This window comes from Deinococcus aerophilus (assembly GCF_014647075.1).
In the GTDB taxonomy this organism is placed as follows: domain Bacteria; phylum Deinococcota; class Deinococci; order Deinococcales; family Deinococcaceae; genus Deinococcus; species Deinococcus aerophilus.
The window spans coordinates 259533-280254 of record NZ_BMOM01000001.1 but is presented as its reverse complement, the minus strand read 5'-3'; the positions used below and the strand labels follow the sequence as shown (position 1 = coordinate 280254).

Genomic DNA, 20722 nt, shown 5'->3' with positions numbered 1-20722 from the left:
GCAGTCTACTTCTCGCCGCTGAGCTTGAACTGCTCGGTGGGAATCTTGAAGGCCGAGTTCAGGGCGCGCACGCGGGCCAGATCGGTGCGCTGTTCCAGATACCCGCTGGCCGGGGCACGCACCGTGACCTTGCTCTTGCTGTCCACACTCACCGCGTTGCCCACCACGTAGGCCACGTTCTTCTTGTCATCGTAGTACACCGCATTCCCCGTGGTGGTCTGCGTGCCCTGCACCAGCTTCACGCCGCCGCGCACATACAGTGTCTTGGCCTTGGTGAGCGCACGGACCTCCTGCCCGGTGATCGTCAGCTCCTTCTGGCTGCCCTTGGCGGCGCGGGTCAGGCTGGGGGTTCCGGTCAGCTGGGCGAGTTCCTGGTCCTCATCGAACACCAGCTTGTCGGCCTTGCCGGTCTGGGTGCCGTTGGTCAGCCGCACGCTGCCGGTGCTGGTGGACACGTTGTTGTCCACATCCAGGCTCATCTGCGCGGCGTTGATGGTCACCTTGTCGCCGTCCTCTTTGCTCTCGGGCACGAAGGTGGCGCTGGGATTGCCGGTCAGCACGCCCTGCCCGGTAACCTCGCTATAGGCCAGGGCCCCGCCGGTGGCGGTCAGGCGGCCCCGCTCCACGTTCACGTTGCCGGTGAAGTTGGCGGTGCGCTTGCCCTTGGCCTCGATCAGGGGGGTGCCCTGCGGCGCGGCCAGGATGGCCTGAGCGGCCTCGATGTTCAGGGTGCTCACGGTGGCCTTGACCGGGCTGCCGGTGAAGGTCAGCGGCCCGTTGCGCAGGTCACCGCGCGGCCCTCCCTGGATGGTGATGATGCGCTTGGCGTTGTCGGCCTGGGCGAAGGCGAGGGAGGTGCCCAGCAGGGCGAGCAGCGTGAATTTCTGAATGTTTTTCATGGAAGGCTCCTGGGGAGAGGGGGGATTTCAGAGGGCGACGCGCTGACCGTCACGGCAGGTTTCGGTGGCGTCGGGGTCGAAGCTGATGCTGGAATGGTCGTTGTCCGAGTCCTCGATCACGAAGCCAAAGCTCATGCGCAATTTTTCGGCGTGGCCGCTGAGGTTGGGCGACTGGATCTCGGCCACCGGCGCGCTGAAACCGTAGCCCTGCTCGATCTTCACGGGCTGCTGAGGCGTGCCGCTCAGGTCGATATCGGCACACTGGCTGACCAGCGTGATGCGGGCCTGACCGGTGGTCATGTCGTCCTGACCGTCAATGGTCAGGTCCGGGGCCTCCAGCGTGGCGTCCAGAACACTGCGGCCCGTCAGCTGGCCTGCCGCGTTCCGCTCCTTGATGATCCGCTGGCCGTTCGACAGGCCGGTCAGCTGCGTTTCGTTCGAGACCGGATCACTGGTGACGTTGCGGGCCGCAAAGCTCCACACCGCGTCCGCGTCCCGGGCGGGGTACAGCCGCAGTTCCACGCCCTGCAGGGTGGCCCCGGTCCTGGGACCGCTGCGGTCTGCGCCCGGCAAGAAGGCGAAGATCACGGCGAAGATCACGATCGCCAGCAGCGCATAGAGGCCGGTTTTCTGCACGGGGGCACTCTAGCGTCCGGCCCTCATGAGAGTGGTGGGCCGCAGGTGGGAGTTTGGGGAACGGCCGCATACAAACTTGGGGAACGGCCTCCCCCACGCCGCCAGACCATTACCCTGCGGCACATGATCGACACCCACTGCCACCTGGATTACCTCGACGACCCCGCCTCCGCGCGGGGAGAGCTGGGCCTGACGGCCATGGTGTGTATCGGGGCCAGTCCCGAGCACGCCCGCAACGCCGTGGCGCTGGCCGAACAGTTCCCGGACGTGTACGCCACCGTGGGCCTGCACCCCACCGATGCGGCCCAGGACAGCGCGCAGGCCCGGCAGGAACTGGAGGAGCTGGCCGCACATCCGCGCGTGGTGGGCATCGGCGAGAGCGGGCTGGACGATTACTGGGACGCCACGGCGCGGCCCGCGCAGCTCAGCGCCTTCGAGTGGCAGCTGGACCTGGCGCGGCGCCTGGGCAAACCGCTGGTGATCCACACCCGCGATAAGCCGGGCGAGGACCGCGCCCACCACGGCGTGATGGACGTGCTGCGGCAGTGGCCGGACGTTCCCGTGATCCTGCACTGCTTCAGCGGCCACCCGGAGCTGCTGCGCTTTGGCCTGGAGCGCGGCGACCACACCTACTTCGGCTTTGCCGGCAACACGACGTACAAGAACGCCCCCGACATCCACGCCGCCGCCCGCACCCTGCCCGCCGGACGGCTGCTGCTGGAAACCGACGCTCCCTTCCTGGCCCCGGTTCCCAGACGTGGCAAGCCCAACCGCCCCGGCTACGTGCGCCACACCCTGGACTTCATCGCCGGGTTGAGGGGCGTGGACGCGCTGGAGCTGGAGACGATCACGGACGCGAACGCGCGGCGGGTGTATCACCTGCCCGACACCTCCGCTTGAGATACATCCGGTCCAGAGGTATGCTCCTGTCATGAATGCGCGCGAGCAGTTGCGTCTGCTGATCCTGGCGGTGCTGGACCGACAGCCGGAACACGGCTACGCCATCGCGCAGGCCATCAAGGCGCGCAGCGAGGGCTTGCTTCAGGCCCGAGAAGGCACCCTGTACCCGGCGCTGCACGCGCTGGAGGCCGAGGGGCTGTTGGAAAGCCAGGAACAAGAGATCGGCGGACGGATGCGCCGCGAGTACCGACTGACCAGGAAGGGCGGCGGGGCGCTGGCTGCCTCGCGCCAGAACTGGGAAAAACAGGTGCGGGCCGTCGGCGCGGTGATCGGGGAGGAGCATGAAGGCGCGCGAATGGCTGGTTCGGGCCACTCAGGATTTGCCCACCGGGGTCACGGCGCGGGTGGAGGCCGACACCCTGGCCCACCTTCAGGACGCCGGGGTGGACGCCGAAGGAGATGTGAGGCCTATGCTGGGGCCTCCTGAGGCCACGGCGCTGGAGTTGAAGAGGCTGTATCTGACGAACGCAGCGTGGCTGGCTCTCAGAGACGGCGGCAAATCGAACACCGGGCTGAATCTGTCCGAAGGGATGGCCGTGCTCTTCTGGCCCGGCTTTCTGGCATGGTCGCTGCTGGAGTCCCGCGTTCCCCTTCACGGAAACTGGCCCAGTGCTCGGTGCTCATCGCCAGCGTCGCCATGATCCTTATGACCCAGCGGATCCATCCCCTGCGGCGCAGAGGCTGGCGCCTGTGGACCACCGTGATGTTCGGACTGACCTTTCAATGTCCGTATTTCACGGAAGTCCTACTGAGAGATCAATGCTGGCTTGCCTACCCGCTGCTCATCGGATGCCTGGCCCGCAGCGCCACGCTTCAATTTCGCCGGTACGCCCGCCTCGCCCACACCCTGACCCTGCAAGGAAGGCAAGCATGAACACAGACCTGCAACGCTGGCTGAACGAGGTGACCGCCCCCTTTGCCTATGCCACGGCCCAGCGCCTGCGCCGCGAGCTGGAAGCGCACGCCGAGGACACCGCTCGCAGCCTACTTGATGGCGGCCACCCCGCCCCTGACGTGGCAACCCTGCAGGCACTGGGACCAGCGCACGAGGTCCGCAGGCAGCTGGAGCAGACGCACTTCACGCTGGCCGAGCTGGAATGGCTGAGGCAGGACGGGCCAACACGCCGCGCTCTGGAGGAAGGATCTTCTTCTCACGGCTGGAGACGTGTTTTTAACCTGCTGGCGTATGCGTTCGTCGTGCTGCTGCCCCTGCTCCACTGGTGGGTGAACGGCGTATTCAGTGCGCTGCCGTCTGTTCTGTGGTGGGCTTTCTATGCGGCGACGGCCTGTGCCGGACAGCTCATGATCAGAAACTATTCCAGAGTGGCCGCCGCGATCCTGTGGCGGGTGTTGAGCATGCTGTCGGTTCCACTCGTCCTGACCCTGTATCAGCCCTTCATGCCCGACGCTGCTCCGAACTGGATGACTCCGGACTGGATGGCAATTTTGGGAAGCTGTTTCGTCCTCTGGCTCGGACGCCCCCGCGCCGCCTTTGCGCTTCTCCCCAAAGCCCTGTGGAAGGCCGCCTGAATCCGGCTACACCTCCTGCGTGGTGGGCCGGATCAGCAGTTCGTTGACGGCCACATGGGGCGGCTGGTTCAGGGCATACAGCACCGCGCGGGCCACGTCGTCGTCCTGCAGGAAATCCACGCCCTCGGGTTTGCGGCCCTCGGCCCAGAACGGCGTCTCTACCCGGCCCGGCTCGATGTTGGTCACGCGCACGCCGCGCCCGCCGACCTCGCGGCGGATGCTCTCGGCCATGCCGCTGACCGCCCATTTGGTGGCGCTGTAGGGTCCGGGCGTGGCGACCCGCCCGGCCACCGACCCCACCAGCAGAAGGTGTCCTTTGCTCCGCAGCAGATGGGGCAGCGTGGCCCGCGCGGTCAGGGCCGCGCCGAGCACGTTGGTCAGGATCATGCTGCGCCACTCGTCCGGGGTGGGATCACCCTCGGCGTAGCGTGGAGTTCCAGCCGTGAATCCCGCGTTGGCCAGAGCGGCGTCGAGCTGCCCGAAACGCTCCAGGGTCGTGGCCACTGCCGCCTCCAGCTCGGACCACTCGGTCACGTCACAGGCCACGGGCAGCGCCGCGTCTCCCAGTTCGGCGGCCAGCGCCTGAAGCCGGTCCAGACTGCGGGCCGTCAGCACCACGCGCCACCCCCCGGTGACGGCGTGCCGGGCCACCGCCGCGCCGATGCCGCTGCTCGCCCCCGTGATGAACAGAACCTTGCCCTTGCCGGCCGTGTCTTGGGTCATGGCAGAAGTATGCGCTACAGCTGCTCCCTGAAAAACGCCACGCTGCGGTCCAGGGCCAGGCGCAGGTTGCCGCTGAGGTTGTGGTTGTCGCCCGGGTACCGGTAGGCGGTGAAGCGCTGACGGGCCGCACGCAGGTCCGCAGCAAAATCCTTCTGGAAGCGGTACGGCACGTCCTCGTCGTCGGTGCCCTGGTGCAGCTGGATGGGGCGTCCATCCAGATCCTGCAGGTAGGCGTTGGGGCTCAGGGCGCGCAGGTAGCGGCGGTTCAGGGGATCCAGCTCCGGCCGCTGGTCGCCGGGCGGCGGGTTCCAGTCGGTGGCCAGGATGTCGTAGCTGGCGACCACCCCCGCCCACAGCGAGGCGGCCTTGAGCTCAGGGTCCACGAGCATCGCCCGCAGGGACAGCTGCCCGCCCATGCTGTGCCCCCACAGCCCCAGGCGCCCGCGGTTGACCCGCGGATCCTTCTTGAGGCTGGCGGCGGCGTTCAGCACATCCACCGTGTAACCGGGATCGTTGTAGCCGCCGCGGGCCTGTCCCTCGCTGTCGCCGTGGCCCCGGTAGTCGCTCTTCAGCGTCACGAACCCTGCCCGCGCAAAAGCGTCCTGGTACGCCACATACCGTTCGGTGGTGCGGTAGACGTCCGGCGGAATGTAGCCGTGGTTGAACACGATGGCGGGCCAGCCTCCCTGCGGCGGCGTTCCGCTGGGCACCGTCAGCAGAGCAAAGATCTTCAGACCGTCGGACCGGTAGGACACCACCTGACGCGAGTAGTTGCTGCCGGGGTTGAGGGTCCGGACCACCTGCAGGGCGCTGCCGGGATACTCGCGCGCCCGCAACGCCTGAATGCTGATGGGCTGACGGGCCACGAACGTCCTGAGGGCCGCGTCGGTCAGTTCACCCAGGGGGCCGGAGGGAACGGTGGCGGCCGGTGAGGACGGGGCCGTTTCCGGCTCCGGCGGGGCCGCCTGCGTAGTCCACGGCACCTGGAAGGGCAGGTTCTCCGGCTGGGTCCAGACGAAATACCCCGCGCCGAGCAGCAGCAACACGGCGGCAAAATGGACCACGCGCCGGACCACGGCCTACAGGTGCTCCTGAAAGAAGACCACGCTGCGGTCCTGCGCCGAGAGCGTCGCGGCGGACCGCGCCGCAGCCGGGGTTCCGGCCGGGTCCGTCCGCACGGCAAACATCAAGACAAACACCTTCATCCGCCCAGGCTAAGGGCCGCCCGCAGCGCGGAAAGCGTCGTGAACAACGTTCGGACCTTGAGCTGGGCTTGGGGATTCGGGTCGGGCCGCCCCCTTTCCCCCACGCCTCAGCGGCTCAGGTCGTAGCCGGTGATGCGGGTCACGACGCGGGGATTGCTCTCGCCCAGCGCCCGGCTCCGGTCATACAGGTTCCAGCCGCGCGAGACAGTCATCTCGGGCAGCAGTTCGGCCCCGCCGCCCGGCCAGCTGTCGGGCACGTTCAGGGGACCGAAGGTGCCGCCCAGCAGGCTGAAGACCAGCCACAGGCGGTTGCGCGCCACAGGCTCGCCCAGGTTCAGGCGGGCGTCGTTGTTGGCGTCGTCGAAGACCACAACCTGATACACCCCCGCCACGTTCGGAATGCCCGGCAGGTCAAAACCGTACTGCCAGGAATTCACGCCCGTCGCCACCACGTTCTGCGCGACCGCGCTGTCGTTGGTCACCGCCACCGGAACGCCCGTGCCGACCAGGGCCAGGCGCAATTTCGGGTCCGCACCCCAGTTGCCCGCAATCTGGCCGCTCAGGGAGTACTCGGCAGGAGGTTTGACCTCCGCACGGCCGCACGCGGCCAGGGCGAGCGGCAGGAGCACAGCGGCAGACAGGACAGGGCGCATGCCCCCAGCGTACGGGGTGCCGGGCACAGAAGGATGAAGGTGGCCCCTGCGGACCACCTCTCTTCTGCCTCCCTGCTGCCCCCATCCTGTGCCGGCGGGGTGTGAAGCGCGGGACTGGATTGTGAGGCGCGGGGATCTAGCTGAACAGCGTGCTGACGCTCGCGCCGGTGTGGATGTTGCTGATTGCGCTGGCGAACAGCGGGGCCACGTCCAGAACGGCCAGTTTGCCGCCCGCTTCCCGGATCTTCGAGTCGGGCACGTGTACGGTGTTGCAGCTTGCCACCTGGGTCACGTCCAGGCCGGCAATACGCGCGATGGCCGGCCCGGTGTACACGCCGTGGGTCACGGCCACATACACGTCCCGGGCGCCCATGCTGCGGGCGATGTTGACGGTCTCGACCAGGCTGCCGGCGGTGCTGATCTCATCGTCCACGATGAACACGGTCTTGCCCTCCACGTCACCGATCAGGGCGCGCGGCACGACCTCGGTGTCCGAGACGCGCTCCTTGTCGATCATGGCCAGACCGCTGTCGAGCAGGCGGGCGATGCGGCTGGCGCGCTTGATGCTGCCCGCATCGGGGGCGAGCACCACACCCTCGTTCGCATTCGGCACGCAACCCTTGAAATGCTCGGAGAGCACCAGATCGGCAGAGAGGTGATCGACCGGCACCTTGAAAAAGCCGTGAACCTGCGGGCTGTGCAGCGTCATGGTCAGGATGCGGTCGGCGCCCGCCTCCTGCAGCAGGTCGGCGACCAGACGTCCGGCGATGGAGATGCGCGGGCTGTCCTTCTTGTCGCTGCGGGCGTAGCTGTAATACGGAATCACGGCCGTCACGCGCCCGGCCGAGGCACTCTTGGCCGCGTCGATCATCAGCATCAGTTCCATGATCGAGTCGCTGACCGGGGTGCTGAAGGTCTGCACGATGAACACGTCCCCCTCGCGCAGCGACTCCTCGTAATGCACGATGATGTTGTCGTTGGTGAACTTCTCGGTGGTGCTGTGGCCCAGCGGCACGCCCAGGTTGTCGCAGATGGCCTGCGCCAGCGGACGGTTGCTCTGCCCGGCGAAGACCAGCAGGGGCGAGCGGCGGCTTTCGAGCGCGGCGGATGACGTACGGTTCGACACGGACAAGGGAAATTCCTCCGGGGACTGAGGGTGGGGATACGGGAGGGCCTGCACACAACGCAGGCCGGCACGAAACGCCCGAAGCATACCCGTCCGGGGCAGGGAATGTCAGGGACGTGTGGCGTTCCCGATGAGGGAACAGGCCCGGAACTTTAACCGACCGCAAGGTACGGTGCCGGGCCCGACGGCGGAGGCTACGCTGTGGCCATGACCCTGGACGCTGTGGTGGTGGGAGCCGGGCCCAACGGACTGGCAGCGGCGCTGACGCTGGCCCGCGCGGGACTGCGAGTGCAGGTGATCGAGGCGCACCAGACGGTGGGCGGTGGCCTGCGCAGCCTGCCCCTGACCCTGCCGGGCTTCGTGCATGACTACGGCAGCGCCATTCACCCGCTGGCCATTGCCAGCCCGGCCTTTCGCCGGTGGCCGCTGCACGCCTTCGGGCTGGAGTGGGTGCAGCCCGACGCGCCGGTGGTTCATCCGCTGGGGGACGGCAGCGTGACCCTGGAGCGTGATCTGGAGGCCACCGCCGACGGTCTGGGCGCGGACGGTCCCACCTGGATCCGGCTGATGCGCCCCCTGCTGAACGACTGGGAAGGCCTGCTGCACGACGTGCTGCGTCCCCTCCCGCGCGTGCCGCGACGTCCCCTCACGCTGGCCCGCTTTGGCCTGCGCGCCCTGCCGCCCGCCGCCGCGCTGGGACAGCTGCTGTTCCGCACTCCACAGGCCCGCGCCCTGTGGGCCGGTCTCGCCGCGCACACCGCGCAGCCATTGACGGCTCCGGGCACCTCGGCCATGACCCTGGCCCTGGGTCTGTTGGGGCACGCGGTCGGCTGGCCGTTTCCGCGCGGTGGGGCCCAGGCCATTGCCGATGCCATGCGTGCCCACCTGGAGTTTCTGGGAGGCTCGGTGGTGACCGGGGTGCGGGTGGGCAGCGCGGCCGACCTGCCCCCCGCCCGCGTCACGCTGGTGGACAGCAGCCCCGCAGCGCTGCTGCAGCTGCTGGGCGACCGCGCCCCCGCGTCCTACCGCGCGGCGCTCCAGGGCTACCGTTACGGTCCCGGCATCCAGAAAATCGACTACGCCCTGGGCGGGCCGGTGCCGTGGTGTGACCCCCGGGTCGCCCGCGCCGCCACCGTCCACCTCGGAGGCACCGCGCAGGAGGTTCTCCGCTCCGAGGCCCAGCTGACCACCCAGGTTTCCCGGCACCCCTACGTCCTGGCCGCGCAGCACACGCTGTTCGACGCCACCCGCGCCCCTGCCGGACAGCACACCTTCTGGGCCTACGCGCATGTGCCCAACGGCAGCGCCGAGCCCATCGGGGACCGGATCGAGGCGCAGATCGAGCGGTACGCGCCCGGGTTCCGCGACCGGGTGCTTGCCCGCCACGTCACCACCGCCCCGGACCTGCAGGCGTACAGCCCGGTGTTTCAGGGCGGCGACTTCAACGGCGGCCTGCTCGACCTGTGGGGCCTGCTTGCCCGGCCGGTGCCCACCCCCACGCCGTACCGCACGCCGGTCCGGGGCTTTTACCTGTGTTCGAGCAGCACCCCTCCGGGCGGCGGCATTCACGGCATGCCAGGGTTTCATGCGGCGCTGGCCGCCCTGAAAGACGAGTTCGGCATTCAGGACTCAGAGGGCCAAGCAGCCGACCCGATACGGGGCTCTGCCGAAGTACGCCCCTGAATCCGCATCAAGCTGTGTTGAATCCACGTGCCCAGAGAGCAGGGCGCGCCAGGAACGGATGAAGCCGGGTGGGGACATGTCCTGGGCCCCACCGCGCTACAGTCAGGGACGCCATGACCCAAACCTCCAAGACCCAGCCCCGCCTGACCGTCTGGAACGAATACCGCCACGAGCTGGACAATCCCAGGGTCAGCGCCCACTACCCACAGGGCATCCACACCGTGATTGCCGACGGGTTGCGGGGCCACGGCTTTGCAGAGGTCCGCACCGCCACGCTGGACGAACCCGAACACGGTCTGAGCAACGCCGTGCTGGACGGGACCGACGTGCTGCTGTGGTGGGGCCACAAGGCACACGCAGAGGTGTCCGATGAGGTGGCAGCCCGCGTGGTGGCGCGCGTTCTGGGGGGGATGGGCCTGATCGTGCTGCACTCGGGGCACTTCAGCAAACCGTTCAGAACCCTGATGGGCACCGGCTGCGACCTGAAGTGGCGTGAGGCAGGCGAGAAGGAGCGGCTGTGGGTGATCAATCCGGCCCACCCCATCGCGCAGGGCGTGGGCGAGCACATCACGCTCGAGCACGAGGAGATGTACGGCGAACACTTTGACATCCCCGCCCCCGACGAGCTGGTGTTCGTGAGCTGGTTCGCGGGCGGCGAGGTGTTCCGCAGCGGCTGCACCTTTACACGTGGCAGCGGCAAAATCTTTTACTTTCGCCCCGGCCACGAAACGTACCCCACCTACCACAACCCCGAGATTCGGCGGGTGATCGCCAACGCGGCGCACTGGGCCGTCCCCACCGCCAGTGCGCCGCGCTCGTTCGGGCACCGTCCGGCGCCTCTGGAAGCTGTTCTGGAGTCCCGGTGACCGAGGCTCCCCTCCGGGTCGGCATCATCGGGGCGGGGACCATCTCGCAGCGCCACTTCGAGGGTTACCGCCACGCCGGGGCCAACGTGGTGGCCTTTGCTGAACTGCACGACAGCATCCTCAAGCGGCGCGAAATCGAGTGGAATGCGCGCGGCTACCGTGACTTCGTGGCGCTGCTCGACAGCGGGGACGTGGACGCCGTGAGCGTCTGCACGCCCAACGCCTTTCACGCCCCCACGGCCCTGGCCGCCCTGCGACGCGGCATTCACGTGCTGTGCGAGAAACCGCTGTCGCTGGACCTGGCCGCCTGCGACGAGATGATCGCGGCGGCCCGGGACAGCGGGGCCGTTCTTCAGACCGGCCACCACCTGCGGTCCAGCCCCCTGGTCGAGACTGCCAAACACCTGATTGACGGGGGCCGCCTGGGCCGCGTGACCTTCATGCGGCTGCGTCAGGCCCACGACTGGGGCGGAGCACCGGAGGTGCGCGGAGCGTTCGGCAGCCTCGCGGCCAGCGGCGGGGGCACGCTGCTGGACAACGGCTGCCACATGCTGGACCTCGCTCGGCACTTCGGCGGCGACGTGGGCAGCATCTATGCCCGCATGGGCACCCTCAAGTTCGACATCGAGGTCGAGGACACCAGCATTGCCACCCTGGAATTCCGCAGCGGCGCCTTCGCCAGCGTGGAGACGGCCTGGACCGCCACCGGCTGGGAGGAGAGCTTCGCCGTCTACGGCAGCGAGGGCGCGCTGGAATGCAGCAACCGGCTGGGCAAACCCCGGCTGCGCTTCGTCAACCGCGCCTCCGGCTTCAGCCAGTGGGACCGGACCGATGAACTCTGGTACGACTTCGCCGAATCCGCCAACGCCCATGTCCGCAGCGTCACGCGCTTCGTCGAGAGCGTCACCCGGGGTGCTCCGGTGGTCTGTACCGGGGAGGATGGCCGCGAGAGCGTGCGTCTGGTGCTGGGCAGCTACGAAAGTGCGCGGACCGGCCTGCCGGTGCGGTGGTAAGCCACCGGCCCTCGCCCGCCGCCGCCCCACAACAAGCCGAATCCGGACTGCCCGCCCGTACACTCCCGGCCTGAGGCAGGCAGAACCAAGTTAAAGACCCTGGACGGCGGTCCAGGGTCTTTCTTCAACGTGCCGGAACTTCAGTCCCCCCGGAAGATCTTGCCCACCTTGCCCAGAAAACCCTCGTGCTTCTCGTTGACCTCATCGCCCACCGCGCGGGCATAGGCAAGCAGGGCCTCGCGGGCCTCGGGAGACAGCTGGGCGGGCTTGGGAACAGTCACGTCGTATTCGACGATCAGGTCACCGCTGCCCCGTCCCTGCAGCCGGGGCATGCCCTGGCCCGTCAGGCGGTGCAGTTCGCCGTGCTGGGTACCGGGCCGGACCTCCACCACCTGCTCGCCGTCCAGCGTGGGAACCGTGACCTTGCCGCCCAGCGCCGCCTTGGCAAACCCGATGCGCGCCGTGTGAATCAGGTGCTCCTGCTCGCGGCGCAGCTCCGGGTGGGCTTCCATCTCGATGTGCACGTACAGGTCACCGTTGCCGCCGGGCCCCTCGTTGCCCATGCCCGACACCCGGATGCGGTAGCCCTCGTCGATGCCGCGCGGCAGCTTCACGCCCACCCGCTCGGCCTTCAGGGTGCGGCCCCGACCCTTACAGACCGTGCAGGGGTCCTGGATGATCTGGCCCTCGCCCCGGCAGGTGGGGCAGGCCTGCTGGGTTTCCACCACGCCGAAGATGGTCCGGGCCTGGGCGCGCACCGCTCCCGCCCCCGAACACGTCGGGCAGGTCTTGGGCGGCTGGCCTCCGGGTTCGGTCTTGCTGCCGTGGCAGTGCTCGCACTCGGTCAGGCGGTCAATGACCACCTCCACTTCCTCGCCGGCGCGCGCCTGCAGCAGCGTGACCTTGACCTCGGTTTCCAGGTCGTCGCCGCGGGCCGGTCCACGCCGGCCACGCCCGCCGGCCATGCCGCCGAACAGCTGCTCGAAGATGTCCATCGGGTCAAAGCCTGCTCCGCCCATGCCGCCCATGCCCCCAAAGGGGTCACCGGGCATACCCGCACCGGGAGCCGAGCCGAAGCGGTCGTAGTGCGCGCGCTTCTCGGGATCAGACAGGACCGCGTAGGCCTCGCTGATCTGCGCGAACTTCTGCTGCGCTCCCTCCTCCTTGTTGCGGTCGGGGTGGTATTTAAGCGCCAGCTTGCGGTAGGCCGATTTGATTTCGTCGCCGTTCGAGGTTCGGGTCACGCCCAGCAGTTCGTAGTAATCCATGTGTCGTATTTCGCCGGGCACGCCCCAGTGCTCTGGCCGGTGCCGGGCCTCCACCGAGCAGGTTAACATGACCACACTCAGGAAAAGTAGGTGCGGCAACAGGAGGCCCACCTGCCCCACACACCCACGGCAGCGCACCCTTCGCGGCAACGGGGCCGATGCTCCGCAGAAATTTTCTCTCGGCTGGGTGGCCTGCCCTGGCCCACACCGTGTCCGCAGCACGGCCCAGACGCGGCTTCGTGGGCCGTTTGCCGAGAACTCAATTCCGGCGGAGCGCATGTCCCCCGCCGCTCCGTCAGGGCTTCACCCCGGAGTGCAGGAGGAACAGAGCAGCAGCTTTACTTCTCCCAGTCCAGAATGACCTTGCCGCTGTGCCCGCCGAGCATGTCGTCAAAGCCCCGCTGGAAGTCGTCGATGGCGTAGTGGTGGGTGATGACGGGGGTGAGGTCCAGCCCCGACTGGATCAGGGCGACCATCTTGTACCAGGTCTCGAACATCTCGCGGCCATAGATGCCCTTGATGGTCAGCATCTTGAAGATCACGCTGTTCCAGTCGATGTCCACCCGCCCCGAGGGAATGCCCAGCAGGGCGATCTTGCCGCCGTGGTTCATCAGGTCCACCATCTGCGCGAAGGCCGCGCCCGAGCCGCTCATCTCCAGGCCCACGTCGAAGCCCTCGGTCATGCCCAGCTCGTTCTGGGCCACGGCCCACAGGTCCTCGCGGGCCACGTTGACGGCGCGGGTCACGCCCATGCTGCGCGCGAGGTCCAGGCGGTAGTCGTTCACATCGGTGATCACCACGTTGCGGGCGCCCACGTGCCGGGCGACGGCAGCGGCCATCACGCCAATGGGCCCCGCGCCCGTTACGAGCACGTCCTCCCCCACCAGATCAAAGCTCAGGGCGGTGTGGACCGCGTTGCCAAACGGGTCGAAGATGGCGGCGAGGTCATCCGGAATGTCGGCCGGAAGCTTGAAGGCGTTGAAGGCAGGCAGCACCAGATACTCGGCAAACGAGCCGGGCCGGTTGACTCCCACCCCCTGGGTGTTGCGGCACAGATGGCGGCGGCCCGCGCGGCAGTTGCGGCAATGGCCGCACGTCACGTGCCCCTCGCCGCTGACCCGGTCCCCGAGTTCGAAGCCGCGCACCTCTGAGCCCATCCCGGCCACCACGCCCACGTACTCGTGGCCCACCACCATCGGCACCGGGATGGTGCGCCGGGCCCAGTCGTCCCAGTTGTAGATGTGCACGTCGGTGCCGCAGATGCTGCTTTTCTTGACCCGGATCAGCAGGTCGTTCGGGCCGGGCACCGGCACATCGGTCTCGGTCATCCACAGGCCGACGGCGGCCTCCCGCTTGCTCAGGGCGCGCATGGTGGTGGGCAGGTCAGGGGTCAGGGGGGCAGCAGTCACGGCAGCCGTTCTACTCCCTGCCGGGGCCTGTGGGTTGTGACGGCGTTCACCTGGGCCGGACAGTGCCGCGGTCTGGGGGTCTTCGGGCCATACGTTTCCCAACAGCCGTGCGGGGCTCAACATTCCCACAAGCCCGCCGCCTGACACCCGCCCGCCCGCGTGTCGTACCCTGACCCATGATCAAGTACCGCCGGCAAAATCCCCTGGAACCCGAAAAGGACACCGAGATCAGCCTGAATGTCACGCCGCTGCTGTTCTTCGTGGTCGGCTATCTGGCTGTCCGGGCCCTGATCCGTACGGTGGGCAGCACCGGGGAATGACGGTCACGGTCGGTCCACGGCACGCTAGTCTGCGGGCATGTCCCAACCTTCCCCCCAGCAGTTCAAGAGCAATGGCAGTGGCCGCTTCGTCGTTCCCGGCTGGACCGGGCTGATTGCCGACAAACCCGACACCATCGAGGTCCAGATTGATCTGGAACAGGGCGACTGGGGCCGGGAACACGCCTGCCTGCTGGTCGAATACTGGGCCACCAACGCGGACCTGACCCTGCAGAGCATCCTGCCGATGCGCGCCTTTACCACCACGCCCGATGGCTGGTGCGTCTTCGTGCCCGCGCAGGGACGCGTGCTGGTGCGCGCCATTGATCCGCAGCCCACCCCCCCCGTGCTGGCCAGCCACTGGATCAACATTGACCCCGGCACCCCGGCAGGGACCACGGTCAACGTGAAGGTGCGTTTTCCTGACTCCACCGACGCCCCGAACACGCCCGCGCTGAACAGCTGAGCGCAGTTTCGGCTTAGCCCTGGCCCTCACTCCAGAGGTCCAGCGCCGCCTGCACGCCCCGGCGGGTGGCGGCCAGGGCCGGGGCAAGCTGCCACGCGGCGCGGTCACGGGGACCGACGGCATTGCTGACGCCGCGCACCTCCAGCGCCGGCACTCCGGCGAGCAGGGCGGCGTGGGCCACTCCGGCTCCCTCCATGCCTTCGCTGAGCGCGCCGGGAAAGCGGGCCTCCAGGCGGCGGGCCGTGTCGTGGTCGCCGGTGACCGCCGCGAGGGTCAGGGTCGGCCCCAACGAGGCACCCGCCCGGCGGGCAACCTCGGCCGCGCGTGTCCACGCGGGAAATTGTCCGGCGTTCGGGATATCCGGCAGCACGGACAGGCCCAGGGTATCCAGGCCCAGCAGCTGCCCCGCATCCCACGCGCCCAGATCCGCCTGAATGATCGTGCTGGACACGGCGAGATCGCCTGGAATCAGGCCGGATCCGGGGTACGCCCCGCCGATGCCCGCATTGAGGACCAATCCAGCCGGTTCCTGCGCCAGCGCCCGTACTGTGGCCAGGGCCGCCGCCACCGGCCCCACCCCGGAGACGACCACGCGGGCGGGTAGGTCCCGTAGCCGCCCGGCCTCGGCAGGGGTGGCCACCACAATCAGCACCGTCATGAACCCATGCTAGTGCAGCGCGCGGAGGCCGGGCGGCCCCTGGAGAGGAGTGCCGCCCGGCCTCCGCGCTACCCTGAAGCCATGACTCCCACCACGACCCTGTTCCGGTTGGACGGCAAACGCGCTCTGGTCACGGGCGGCAGCAAGGGCATCGGGCTGGCGGCGGCGCACGACCTGATCCGTCTGGGCGCCCGGGTGACCATCGCCGCGCGCCATGAAGCGGCGCTGCGAACGGCGGCAGACGCCCTGGGCGCACGCTGGGTGGTGGCCGATGTCAGCACGCCGGAGGGTGTGGCGGCGGCGGTGCAGGCGGCGGGCGAGGTGGACATCCTGGTCAGCAATGCGGGCGGACCCCCTCCGGGCAAGCCCAGCGAGGTCAGCGAGGCCGCGTGGCAGGCCGGCTACGACACCACCTTTCTCAGCACCGTGCGGCTGGCGAACGCCACGCTGCCGGGCATGCGTGAACGGGGCTGGGGACGCATCATCGCCATCACCAGCCTGACGGTGGGGCGGCCCTCTCCCACACTGCCGGTGAGCAACGCCATGCGCGCCGCCGTGACCAACTACCTGCGGACCCTGGCCCTGGAGGTTGCCGCTGACGGCGTGACCTGCAACACGGTGGCCCCAGGCTACACGGCCACCGACCGCCTCAAAGCCCTGCATGACGACCCCGCACAGGCCGAACAATTGACGGCGCGTATTCCGGCCCGCCGTTTCGGACAGCCCAACGAGGTCGCGGCGGCGGTGGCCTTTCTGGCGACCAGGGAGGCGGGCTACATGACCGGCCAGGAACTGCTCGTGGACGGCGGCTGGAGCATCTGAACGGGGGGCTCTCCCAGGCCGTGCGCTTCATGCCAGCCCCCGCAGAATGTCTCCTTGACCCCCGCCTCTTGAGGGCCATTAAGGTTTAATAGGCAATCCGACCCGCGCCGCGCCGCATATGTACACAGCAGAGAGCCCGCCAAGAAGTCCCCAGAAACAACTCTGGAAACAACACCACCGTCCTTCATCTCTTCACCGTCCAGCCGTCCCGGCCAGCGCGCCGGCACACAAGGGAGCAACTCATATGGGTCCACTGGAAATCATTCTGATCGTCGTCGTCATCGCCCTGATCTTCGGGGCCCGGAAGCTGCCCGAACTCGGCAAGGGACTGGGGCAGGGCATCAAGGAATTCAAGAAGGAGACCGGCAAGACGGGCGAGACCGACCCGACCGAGGTTATGCCGCCGGTCACCGATGTGCCGTCGCGTCAGCTTGACCCGGTGACCGGCGCGCCCATTCACCCCGAACGCGAGAACGCGGGCAACCGCCGCGTCTGAAGGGCGGAGTCGCCATGTCGCAGAAGATCACCACCGATCTAAAAAGCGCCCCGCTGTTCGACCACCTCGATGAGCTGCGCCGGCGGCTGATCTTCAGCGTGATCTTTCTGGCTGCCGGGATGTCCATCGCCTTCGTGTACCGCCTGCAACTCATCGACTGGGTCAAGGGGCCCCTGCAGTACTCGGAGCTGTACCGTGAGGGCAAGGTCCAGGTCGTGACCTACAACCTGACCGAGCCGCTGATGCTGAGCCTGAACCTGTCGTTCTGGGCAGGCATCGGGCTGGCGCTGCCCTTTATCCTGGGACAGGTGTGGGGTTTCATCGCCCCGGGGCTGTACCCGAGCGAGCGGCGCTGGGCGTGGCCGTTCATCGTGGGAGCGGGGCTGTCGTTTGTGGGCGGGGCCGTCTTCGGCTATCAGCTGGTGCTGCCGAGCATGGTGCCGTTCCTGGTCCAGTTCCTGGCCGGAACCGTGACGCCCATCCTGGGGCTGGGCAGCTACATCGGCACCGTGACCACCTTCCTGGTCGCCTTCGGCCTCGCTTTTGAACTGCCGATCCTGTCGGTGATTCTGACCCGCATCGGCATCGTGAACCACGTGATGTTGCGCAAGGGCTGGCGCATCGCCATCGTGGCGATCATGGTGGCGGCCGCCGTCATCACGCCCACGCCCGATCCCGGCAACATGATGCTGGTGGCCGTGCCGCTGTACGTGCTGTTCGAACTCAGCGTGCTGCTCTCGCGGGCCTTCCGCCTGCCGCCCCCCGAGGAAAGCGAATCCCCCGCTCTGGGCCTGTGAGCGAGCGAACCACGCTCCCGCCCGCCGCAACGGCCCCCCTGTTCGGGGCGGGCCGTTTCTCATGCCTGAAAAACCCTAGACTGGCGGACGACTTATGAATCCTGTTTTCCTTCAAATCGGCAGTTTCACGATTGCCTGGTACGGCGTGTTGATCACGCTGGGCATCGTGGCAGGCGCGTGGATCGGCACCCGCATGGCGCGGGAGCGCGGCCTGAACGTCAACCTCTTCAGCGACATGATCCTGTGGATGATCATCTGGGGCCTGATCGGCGCGCGGCTGGTCTTCGTGCTGACCTCCTGGGGCCAGTTCTCGGGAACCCCCTTTCCGCGTATCCTGTTCGACATCATCAACCTGCGTGCGGGCGGCATCAGCATTCACGGCGGCCTGATCGGCGGCATTCTGGTGCTGATCTACTACACCCGGCGCTACAAGCTCAATTTCTACCAGTACGCCGACCTGTGCGTGCCGGGCGTGGCCTTCGGCATCATCGGCGGGCGCATCGGCAACATCATGAACGGCACCGATACGGTCGGGCGCGTCACCGGCTGGGCAGTCGGCTACCGCTGGCCCGACAGCGCGCGGTCCTTTCACAACGGCATGTGCGTGCCCAATCCCAACCCCAACATGGACCTTTCGCAGTACTGCCAGACCATCGGCGGACAGCTGGTCATGACTGCTCCGGTTCACTTTGCGCAGCTGTACGGCGTGATCATCGGCATCATCCTGAGCGTCGCGGCCTTCTTCTGGCTGCGCTCCCTGAAGCCCGGCTGGACCTTCTGGCAGTTCTGGCTGTGGTACTCGGTTCTGCGTGCGGGCTGGGAAGAAACCTTCCGCCTCAACCCGCTGCTGCCCAACGTCTACCTCAGCCAGGGCCTGGACAAGTCGGGCATCGGTCTGCTTACCGAGACGCAGCTGATCAGCATTCCCCTGATCATCGTGAGCATCTGGATGCTGATCCGCATCCGCAACCGCCCCGACATGCCCGCCCCAGTGGAGGCAAAACCCACCGTACCGCCGGCCGGACCGGCTGGAACACGCTGAGCCAGAGCGGTTTGGGCGCGTTGTAACGGAAGGGGACGGTCTGTGCAGGCCGTCCCCTCCGGCATGTCTGGAACGGCCCGGCTCCTCCCCCCTCTGCCGGTTGCCGGGGTCGGAACAGGAGCAGACCGCCCCAGACCCCACGACAGTTACGGTCCAACGGCCTGTCTAACTAGATGACAAACTTACTCAACTTGTCTGCTAGAGTCGTCCGCATGAAGAGCGTCTCTCCCCTACTGGCCCTCGCCACCCTGGCCCTGACCCTGGGAACTGCCCACGCCCAGGAGGCCAAAGAGCTCCGGCTGGGGGTCTTTCCCAACGTGACCCACGCCGCCGGACTGGTGGGCATTCAGCGCGGCCTGTTCCAGAAAGAACTGGGCGGCGTGAAGCTGACGGTGCGCGAGTTCGCCAACGGCAGTCAGATCAACGAGGCCTTTGCCGCCGGCGCCATTGACGCCGCGTATGTCGGCCCCGGCCCGGCCATGAACGCCTTTATGCGTGGGGTGCCCATTCAGGTGTACGCGGGCGCGGCGAACGCGGGCGCGGTGCTCGTCGGGCGCGGGGACAGCGGCGTCCGCACCGTCAAGGGACTGGCCGGCAAGAAGGTCGCCGTGCCCACGCGCGGCTCTACCCAGGACATCAGCCTGCGTCATCTGCTGCACGAGAACGGCTTGAAGGCCAGCGACGAGGGAGGCAACGTCACCATCGTGCCCATTGATCCGGCCAACATGCCGGCCGCCTTTGCGGGCAAGCAGGTGGACGCCGCGCTGGTGCAGGAACCCTGGGGCGCCGTCATGGAGGGCCAGGGGGCCCGGCTGATCGCGAACGAAAAGGCGATCTGGGCGGGCGGCAACTACACCACCACCGTGCTCGTGCTAAACACCCGGTTCGCCGCCCAGAACCCGGAGGTGGTGAAGGGCCTGCTGCGCGGCCATCTCGCGGCCATCCGGTACATCTCGGGCAGCAATGCGGGAGCGCAGAAGGCTGTGGCCGACCAGATTGCCGCCTTTACCGGCAAACGCCCGAGCACCAATGAGCTGTTCAAGGCGCTCGCGCGTACCCGGGTCACCTGGGACATCAACCTGGGAACCCTGGCCGAATACGCCCAGCTCAACAAAGAGGCTGGCTTTGCCCGCGACGTTCCGGACCTGAACAGATTCGTGAACCTGAGCGTGGTTCGGGGCCTAGCAAAGTAAGCCCGCCGCCCATTCCCTCACAGGGCAGACCGGCGGACCACCGCCCTGCACCGCCGCTGTGAGAGACGGGCAACCTTAGGGTTCCCACCGGGCCGGTACACTACCCGCATGACCGGACCAAAGAAGGGATCTAGAGGCCGCGCGCCCAAACGCAACACGGCGCAGGGACGCGGCGGCAGCACGCGGGACACCGAACAACCCGCCCGTGAGCGCACCACGTCACGCGGCAGCGAGGTGGAGCGTGCCGGAGGGCAGGACACCCGCAAACCCGGCGCCCGCGGCGCACGGACTGCAGGAGACACCGAACGGCGCCCAGCGGGAAGCCGGAGCAGTGCTGGCACAGGCCGCAGCGCCACTGGCAAGGCAGCGACCAATCCGGCGCGGCGCGGCCCAGGGGAAGGCGAACGGGGCCAGCGCGATGAGAAGGCGGCGGGAGAGCGCTCCTTCAAACCCGCCGCCGGACGCAAGCCCCCGCCGCGGGTGGGCCGGGGCAAGCCGATGCCCGAACTCAAGCGCGTGCAGTTAGACGCGCCGCCGCCCGACGCGGTGTTCCGCGACCGCGACGGCGAACGCCTGAGCTTTCCCGACAGCAACCTCAAACGGGTGGCCGCCGCCATCCTCAGCGAGAAGCGCAAGGCGTGGCGCTACCGGCCCTTCTCGTTTCCACTGTTCACCGACAGCGGCAACGAGCAGGCCTTCCATTTTGATTTCTACATCTACGATGCCGAGGACAGTGTGATCCGGCTGCTGCTGGTCATTCCCTTCGAGTCGCGTGAGGTCTGGGACCGGGTGGGGCGCTTCAAGCGGCAGTACCCGATGTACACCTACGAGCTGTGGACCCCCGAGAAACTTGCCAAGCTCAGCGGGCCGCGCGGCCACCTGGACTTTTGAAGCAGGCGCAGTGAAAACGCCGCTGGCACGGACTTAAAACCCACCCAGGGAACCGGGCATACAGAAGCT

Annotated in this window: 24 protein-coding genes; 14 read left to right on the top strand and 10 right to left on the bottom strand. The window is 67.9% G+C overall.

Annotation, left to right across the window (positions count from 1 at the left end):
* Positions 1-5 precede the first annotated feature (5 nt).
* Both IEY21_RS01405 and IEY21_RS01400 read right to left on the bottom strand, forming a co-directional pair.
* Positions 6-899, bottom strand: a complete 894-nt coding sequence (locus IEY21_RS01405) for an LptA/OstA family protein (RefSeq protein ID WP_188900529.1) — start codon at positions 897-899, stop codon at positions 6-8.
* 27 nt (positions 900-926) lie between these two features.
* Positions 927-1535 carry a hypothetical protein gene (locus IEY21_RS01400; RefSeq protein ID WP_188900527.1) on the bottom strand — a complete coding sequence of 203 codons (609 nt, stop codon included), beginning with the start codon at positions 1533-1535 and terminating at the stop codon, positions 927-929.
* 123 nt (positions 1536-1658) lie between these two features.
* On the opposite strand from IEY21_RS01400, the gene IEY21_RS01395 reads away from it, so the two are divergent.
* The 3 genes from IEY21_RS01395 to IEY21_RS01385 all read left to right on the top strand — a co-directional run bounded on the left by IEY21_RS01395 (position 1659) and on the right by IEY21_RS01385 (position 4025).
* Positions 1659-2435: a TatD family hydrolase gene (locus IEY21_RS01395; RefSeq protein ID WP_188900525.1), complete on the top strand. Its 777-nt coding sequence runs from the start codon at positions 1659-1661 to the stop codon at positions 2433-2435.
* A gap of 31 nt (positions 2436-2466) precedes the next feature.
* Positions 2467-2922 carry a helix-turn-helix transcriptional regulator gene (locus IEY21_RS01390; RefSeq protein WP_188900523.1) on the top strand — a complete coding sequence of 152 codons (456 nt, stop codon included), beginning with the start codon at positions 2467-2469 and terminating at the stop codon, positions 2920-2922.
* Between the two features lie 443 nt (positions 2923-3365).
* Entirely contained in the window at positions 3366-4025 is a 660-nt protein-coding gene (locus tag IEY21_RS01385; protein ID WP_188900521.1) for a hypothetical protein, read from the top strand.
* Between the two features lie 6 nt (positions 4026-4031).
* Here the strand turns inward: IEY21_RS01385 and IEY21_RS01380 are convergent, their stop codons facing one another.
* The 5 genes from IEY21_RS01380 to IEY21_RS01365 form a co-directional block, all read right to left on the bottom strand.
* Positions 4032-4748, bottom strand: coding sequence for an SDR family oxidoreductase (locus tag IEY21_RS01380; protein WP_188900519.1), 717 nt, complete (start codon positions 4746-4748; stop codon positions 4032-4034).
* A gap of 14 nt (positions 4749-4762) precedes the next feature.
* Complete coding sequence (locus tag IEY21_RS01375; RefSeq protein ID WP_373290467.1) at positions 4763-5650, bottom strand: alpha/beta hydrolase family protein; 888 nt, start codon at positions 5648-5650, stop codon at positions 4763-4765.
* A 177-nt stretch (positions 5651-5827) separates the two neighbouring features.
* Positions 5828-5953 (bottom strand): hypothetical protein, encoded by a 126-nt coding sequence (locus tag IEY21_RS16995; protein WP_268237763.1) that lies wholly within the window; start codon positions 5951-5953, stop codon positions 5828-5830.
* Positions 5954-6060: 107 nt separating this feature from the next.
* The gene (locus IEY21_RS01370) at positions 6061-6606 is read right to left on the bottom strand and encodes a hypothetical protein (RefSeq protein WP_188900515.1); all 546 of its coding nucleotides are present in this window, start codon (positions 6604-6606) and stop codon (positions 6061-6063) included.
* A 136-nt stretch (positions 6607-6742) separates the two neighbouring features.
* Entirely contained in the window at positions 6743-7732 is a 990-nt protein-coding gene (locus IEY21_RS01365; RefSeq protein WP_373290465.1) for a ribose-phosphate diphosphokinase, read from the bottom strand.
* 207 nt (positions 7733-7939) lie between these two features.
* On the opposite strand from IEY21_RS01365, the gene IEY21_RS01360 reads away from it, so the two are divergent.
* From IEY21_RS01360 to IEY21_RS01350, 3 genes are all read left to right on the top strand, one after another.
* Positions 7940-9415, top strand: coding sequence for a phytoene desaturase family protein (locus IEY21_RS01360; RefSeq protein ID WP_188900511.1), 1476 nt, complete (start codon positions 7940-7942; stop codon positions 9413-9415).
* A 113-nt stretch (positions 9416-9528) separates the two neighbouring features.
* Positions 9529-10281, top strand: coding sequence for a ThuA domain-containing protein (locus IEY21_RS01355; RefSeq protein ID WP_188900508.1), 753 nt, complete (start codon positions 9529-9531; stop codon positions 10279-10281).
* The gene (locus IEY21_RS01350; protein WP_188900506.1) at positions 10278-11294 is read left to right on the top strand and encodes a Gfo/Idh/MocA family protein; all 1017 of its coding nucleotides are present in this window, start codon (positions 10278-10280) and stop codon (positions 11292-11294) included. Before IEY21_RS01355 ends, IEY21_RS01350 begins: the two co-directional genes overlap by 4 nt.
* A gap of 140 nt (positions 11295-11434) precedes the next feature.
* Here IEY21_RS01350 and dnaJ read toward each other — a convergent pair whose 3' ends face one another.
* Complete coding sequence (dnaJ, locus tag IEY21_RS01345; RefSeq protein WP_188900645.1) at positions 11435-12562, bottom strand: molecular chaperone DnaJ; 1128 nt, start codon at positions 12560-12562, stop codon at positions 11435-11437.
* A gap of 338 nt (positions 12563-12900) precedes the next feature.
* On the bottom strand, positions 12901-13932 hold the full coding sequence (gene tdh, locus IEY21_RS01340; RefSeq protein ID WP_188900644.1) for an L-threonine 3-dehydrogenase: 1032 nt from the start codon (positions 13930-13932) through the stop codon (positions 12901-12903).
* 215 nt (positions 13933-14147) lie between these two features.
* Between tdh and IEY21_RS01335 the strand changes: the two genes are divergently transcribed.
* A complete protein-coding gene (locus tag IEY21_RS01335) occupies positions 14148-14291 on the top strand; it encodes a hypothetical protein (protein WP_188900504.1) in 144 nt (47 codons plus the stop codon).
* A 37-nt stretch (positions 14292-14328) separates the two neighbouring features.
* The gene (locus IEY21_RS01330) at positions 14329-14754 is read left to right on the top strand and encodes a uracil-DNA glycosylase (RefSeq protein ID WP_188900502.1); all 426 of its coding nucleotides are present in this window, start codon (positions 14329-14331) and stop codon (positions 14752-14754) included.
* A 13-nt stretch (positions 14755-14767) separates the two neighbouring features.
* Here IEY21_RS01330 and mqnB read toward each other — a convergent pair whose 3' ends face one another.
* Positions 14768-15412 carry a futalosine hydrolase gene (mqnB, locus tag IEY21_RS01325; RefSeq protein ID WP_188900500.1) on the bottom strand — a complete coding sequence of 215 codons (645 nt, stop codon included), beginning with the start codon at positions 15410-15412 and terminating at the stop codon, positions 14768-14770.
* Between the two features lie 81 nt (positions 15413-15493).
* Here mqnB and IEY21_RS01320 point away from each other — a divergent pair, with 81 nt between their 5' ends.
* The 6 genes from IEY21_RS01320 to IEY21_RS01295 all read left to right on the top strand — a co-directional run bounded on the left by IEY21_RS01320 (position 15494) and on the right by IEY21_RS01295 (position 20653).
* Positions 15494-16234, top strand: coding sequence for an SDR family oxidoreductase (locus IEY21_RS01320; protein ID WP_188900498.1), 741 nt, complete (start codon positions 15494-15496; stop codon positions 16232-16234).
* A gap of 244 nt (positions 16235-16478) precedes the next feature.
* Positions 16479-16730 (top strand): twin-arginine translocase TatA/TatE family subunit, encoded by a 252-nt coding sequence (locus IEY21_RS01315; protein WP_188900496.1) that lies wholly within the window; start codon positions 16479-16481, stop codon positions 16728-16730.
* Between the two features lie 14 nt (positions 16731-16744).
* Entirely contained in the window at positions 16745-17527 is a 783-nt protein-coding gene (gene tatC, locus IEY21_RS01310; protein ID WP_188900494.1) for a twin-arginine translocase subunit TatC, read from the top strand.
* A 94-nt stretch (positions 17528-17621) separates the two neighbouring features.
* Entirely contained in the window at positions 17622-18569 is a 948-nt protein-coding gene (gene lgt / locus IEY21_RS01305) for a prolipoprotein diacylglyceryl transferase (RefSeq protein ID WP_188900492.1), read from the top strand.
* A gap of 212 nt (positions 18570-18781) precedes the next feature.
* Entirely contained in the window at positions 18782-19762 is a 981-nt protein-coding gene (locus IEY21_RS01300; RefSeq protein WP_188900490.1) for an ABC transporter substrate-binding protein, read from the top strand.
* Between the two features lie 108 nt (positions 19763-19870).
* Complete coding sequence (locus tag IEY21_RS01295) at positions 19871-20653, top strand: hypothetical protein (protein ID WP_188900488.1); 783 nt, start codon at positions 19871-19873, stop codon at positions 20651-20653.
* The last annotated feature ends 69 nt before the right edge of the window (positions 20654-20722 follow it).